Raw genomic sequence first — 4,062 nt, forward strand, 5'->3', positions numbered from 1 at the left:
CCGCCGCGAATTTCAGCATGAAGCGTCGTTGCATCGAGTGTCCCCTAACGGATCAATCTTGTTTTACTTGTGGCTCAGCCGGCGGACGAGCCAGTCGCCGAACGACTGCACGATCTGCACGAACACGCTCAGCGCGACGCCGGCCACGGCCGACAGCACGCGGCCGGCGGCCGCGAGCGCGGGCCCGCTGCCGGTACCGATCGACCAGACGATCGTCAGCGCGCCGGTCAGCCAATACACATGGCCGACCGAACGCGCGACCGGCGCCGTGAGATCCCCGTTGAACGCTGCATGAAACGCGAGCCACGCGAGCCCGAGCAACGCGATGCCGAACGCCTGGCCGAGCATCGCCGGCTGGACGTTCGCAAGCTGCAGCGCGTTGAAGAGCGACTGCCAGGGCGTCAGCACGAACAGCACGCCGAACGCCAGCAGCAGCACGGCATCGATGATCAGCACGGCTCGCAGCAGCGGTTTCATCGGCAATTAGTCCACGTGGTAGTTCGGCGCTTCCTTCGTGATCTGCACGTCGTGCACGTGCGACTCGCGCATGCCCGCCGCGGTGATCTGGACGAATTCGGCCTTGTCGTGCAGCTCGTCGATCGTCTTGCAGCCGCAGTAGCCCATGCTCGCGCGCACGCCGCCGACCAGCTGGAACAGGATCGCGTTGACCGAGCCCTTGTACGCGACACGGCCTTCGATGCCTTCCGGCACGAGCTTGTCGATGTTCGCCGAGTTGTCCTGGAAGTAACGGTCTGCCGCGCCGTCCTTCATCGCACCGACGGAACCCATGCCGCGATACGACTTGTACTGGCGGCCCTGGTACAGGAACACGTCGCCCGGCGCCTCTTCGGTGCCCGCGAACATGCTGCCCATCATCACCGCGTTCGCGCCGGCCGCGAGGGCCTTCGACACGTCGCCCGAGAAGCGCACGCCGCCGTCGGCGATGCACGGTACGCCCGTGCCCTTCAGCGCTTCCGCGACGTTTGCGATCGCGCTGATCTGCGGCACGCCGACACCGGCGACGATCCGCGTCGTGCAGATCGAGCCCGGGCCGATACCGACCTTGACCGCATCCGCGCCGTATTCGACGAGCGCCTTCGCGGCGGCGGCCGTCGCGATGTTGCCGCCGATCACTTCGACGTGCGGGAAGTTCTGCTTGACCCAGCGAACGCGCTCGAGCACGCCCTTGCTGTGGCCGTGCGCGGTATCGACGACGATCACGTCGACGCCGGCCTGCACCAGCAGCTCGACACGCTCTTCGTTGTCGGGACCGACGCCGACCGCCGCGCCTGCGCGCAGCTTGCCGTGTTCGTCCTTGCACGCGTCCGGGTGCTCGGTCTGCTTCGTGATGTCCTTGACGGTCATCAGGCCGCGCAGCTCGAATGCATCGTTGACGACCAGCACGCGCTCGAGGCGGTGGCTGTGCATCAGCGCCTTCGCTTCGGCGAGCGGCGTGCCTTCCTTGACCGTGACGAGGCGCTCGCGCGGCGTCATGATCGACTTGACCGGCTCATCGAGGCGGGTTTCGAAACGCAGGTCGCGGTTCGTGACGATGCCGACGAGCTGCGGGCCCTCGACGACCGGGAACCCGGAGATGCCATGCTGGCGCGACAGCGCGATCACGTCGCGGACCTTCATTTGCGGCGGCACCGTGATCGGATCGCGGACGACGCCCGATTCGAAACGCTTGACCTTCGCGACCTCGCGGGCCTGTTCGGCCGGCGTGAGGTTCTTGTGGACAATACCGACGCCACCCTGCTGGGCCATCGCGATCGCAAGGCGACCTTCGGTGACCGTGTCCATCGCGGCGGACACGAGCGGCATGTTCAGGGAGATGTTGCGGGTCAGCTTGGTCTTGAGGCTGGTGTCGCGCGGGAGAACGTCGGAGAAGGCGGGAACGAGGAGCACGTCATCGAAAGTGAGTGCTTTTTGGATCAGACGCATGGCAAATCCTATGGGCGCAAAAGCGAATTATACGCGAAGCGCTGCGAATTTTCACAACACGAACAACGGCTTAGCCGGTTTCGGCCGTTCGGGGGCCGAATCGTTCGGATCGCCGTTCGGTTCGTTTTCGATCGCCTTTCGTTTCACCGCCGCATCGAGCCATTCGCGCAGCCGGCCGCGAAACGGCCCATCCGCCAGTTGCGGACGGGTCACGCGGCGGCGGCGGCGCCGGGGATGAAGCCCGGCCCGGCAACGGCCCGAACGGGTCCGCCGTCCCGCCTCACGGCAGCCCGGCCGCGCGGACGATCATCACCACGCCGCCGCCGACCGCGACGCAGCCGACGATCCGCGCAACCCGCCCGCCGGCGGGCATCAGGCGCTCGGCGGCGATCGCCCCCGTCACGACCGCCATCACGCGCAGATCCATCATGCCGGTGGCCAGCGCGGCCGCCATCAGGTTCCCGCAGCAGGCCCCGCATCGCGTGGCGGCGCTCACGCCGTGCCGCCATGCCGCACCGGCCTCCGCGTGCGGCGGACGCACGCCGGTCGCCGCGTGCCGGCAGCACGTCAGCCGGCGCGCCTTCCATCCGGAGCATTGCAGGACACCTGCAGCCAATACGACCGCGCCGGCCACGAGCGGCATGGCGCGGGCGAGCGCCGGCAGCCGTGCGGCGGCGCTCGTCAGGGCGGCGCCGGCCGGAAACACGAGCACGCCGACTGCCATCCACACGGCGAAATACCCGGCGCCCACCACGGCGACGAGCCACGTCGAGCGCACCGCCGCCAACGGACCGGCGCTCTGCCGGTATCGCCACAGCACCGGCGCCAGCACGGGCAGCATCATCGTCACCATCATCGCGCCCCACATGCCGGCGAACGCCGCGAACGTGCGGCCGGCGCCCCATCCGCACGGCCGCTGCCATGCCGCCGACGTCATCCAGCCGCCGGACACCGGCGCACCGCCCATCGCGGCCATCGACGCGTGCTGCGTCACGGTCGCAACAACGGCAACCGCGAACACGGCCGCGAGCGCCACCGCGAAGGCCCGCGGATCGGGGCCTGCAACGCCGGCCGCAGGCCGAGTCATCGCCCGCCCCCGCCTGTCACCGGCGCGCTCAGCCGCGTGCGTACTCGTCATGACGACGCCACCACGGGCCGGTCTCGTTGCGTCCGCGCGGCGCGCGATCGAGCCACTGGTACATCCCCCACAGCCCGTCGAGGCCGCGCGCATAGGTGGAATACGTGTGATAAACCGCACCGTCCTCGCGCACGAACGCGCTCATCCCCGGCCGGTCGAGCGAATACGTGACCGCGTCGGTACCGCACGTCGCGGCAAACTCCACGACGGGTGCCGGCGGCGGATCCATGTCCATCGCGTGGCCGGCCCGCGCGTAGTTGTACTCGACGTCGCCCGCGCGTTGCTGCGTTTCGGTGAACGACACGTTGAAGTCGAAGTTGAAATCGCTGCCGACCGACGACGCCCACGGGAAGTGCCACCCCATCCGCTGGCGGTACGCGAGCAGCTTCGCGAGCGGCGCGCGCGACACGGCGGCGAGCGTCACGTCGTGGTTCGCGAGGTGCACGGCGAAGCCGTCGAAACCGTCGGCGACCGACGAACACGACGGGCAGCCGGCCTTGTAGTCGGGGCCGAACATGAAGTGATAGACGAGCAATTGCGAACGGTCGAGAAACAGGTCGCCGAGCGTTGCCTGCCCTTCTTCGGTGTCGAACCGGTAGGTCTTGTCGACGCGCACCCAGGGCAGTGCCTGGCGACGCCGCGCGAGTTCGTCGCTTTGCCGCGTCAGCGCCTTTTCCGCGTCGAGCAGCGCGCGGCGTTCGGCCAGCCATTCGTCGCGGGTTCCGGTGAGATGGGTCGTCATGGCGGGTTCCTCCTTCCGATGGGTATCCGGGCACGGCGTCCGGTGCCGTGTGCGTGGTGCTAGATTACGGGCGGGCATCGGACCGGAGGGAGTGACAAGTGTGTCGGGATTCGGAAGTCGCCATGCCGTCGAGGCCCAGTTCTCGCGCCGGCCCGGGCAAGCCCGCCAGAATCAGCGCGTGCGCTTCGTGCTCGGTGAGCCCGGTGAGATCGGTACGCCAGCCGTCGCTCAATTGAAA

General features: G+C 68.5%; 3 protein-coding genes and 1 pseudogene. All 4 read right to left on the minus strand.

Annotated features, from left to right (window positions below; translation table 11 throughout):
• Window positions 1–129: 129 nt before the first annotated feature.
• Window positions 130–477, minus strand: a pseudogene (locus G3N96_RS37755) (hypothetical protein); the annotation flags it as partial.
• Between the two features lie 6 nt (window positions 478–483).
• Window positions 484–1,944 carry an IMP dehydrogenase gene (gene guaB, locus G3N96_RS37760; protein ID WP_011352433.1) on the minus strand — a complete coding sequence of 487 codons (1,461 nt, stop codon included), beginning with the start codon at window positions 1,942–1,944 and terminating at the stop codon, window positions 484–486.
• A gap of 280 nt (window positions 1,945–2,224) precedes the next feature.
• Window positions 2,225–3,031 carry a DUF2182 domain-containing protein gene (locus tag G3N96_RS37765; protein WP_206140391.1) on the minus strand — a complete coding sequence of 269 codons (807 nt, stop codon included), beginning with the start codon at window positions 3,029–3,031 and terminating at the stop codon, window positions 2,225–2,227.
• Window positions 3,032–3,059: 28 nt separating this feature from the next.
• Window positions 3,060–3,824 (minus strand): DUF899 domain-containing protein, encoded by a 765-nt coding sequence (locus G3N96_RS37770; RefSeq protein WP_206140392.1) that lies wholly within the window; start codon window positions 3,822–3,824, stop codon window positions 3,060–3,062.
• Window positions 3,825–4,062 lie beyond the last annotated feature (238 nt).

Origin of the sequence: Burkholderia sp. Se-20373, assembly GCF_017104705.1 — a bacterium.
Lineage (GTDB): Bacteria > Pseudomonadota > Gammaproteobacteria > Burkholderiales > Burkholderiaceae > Burkholderia.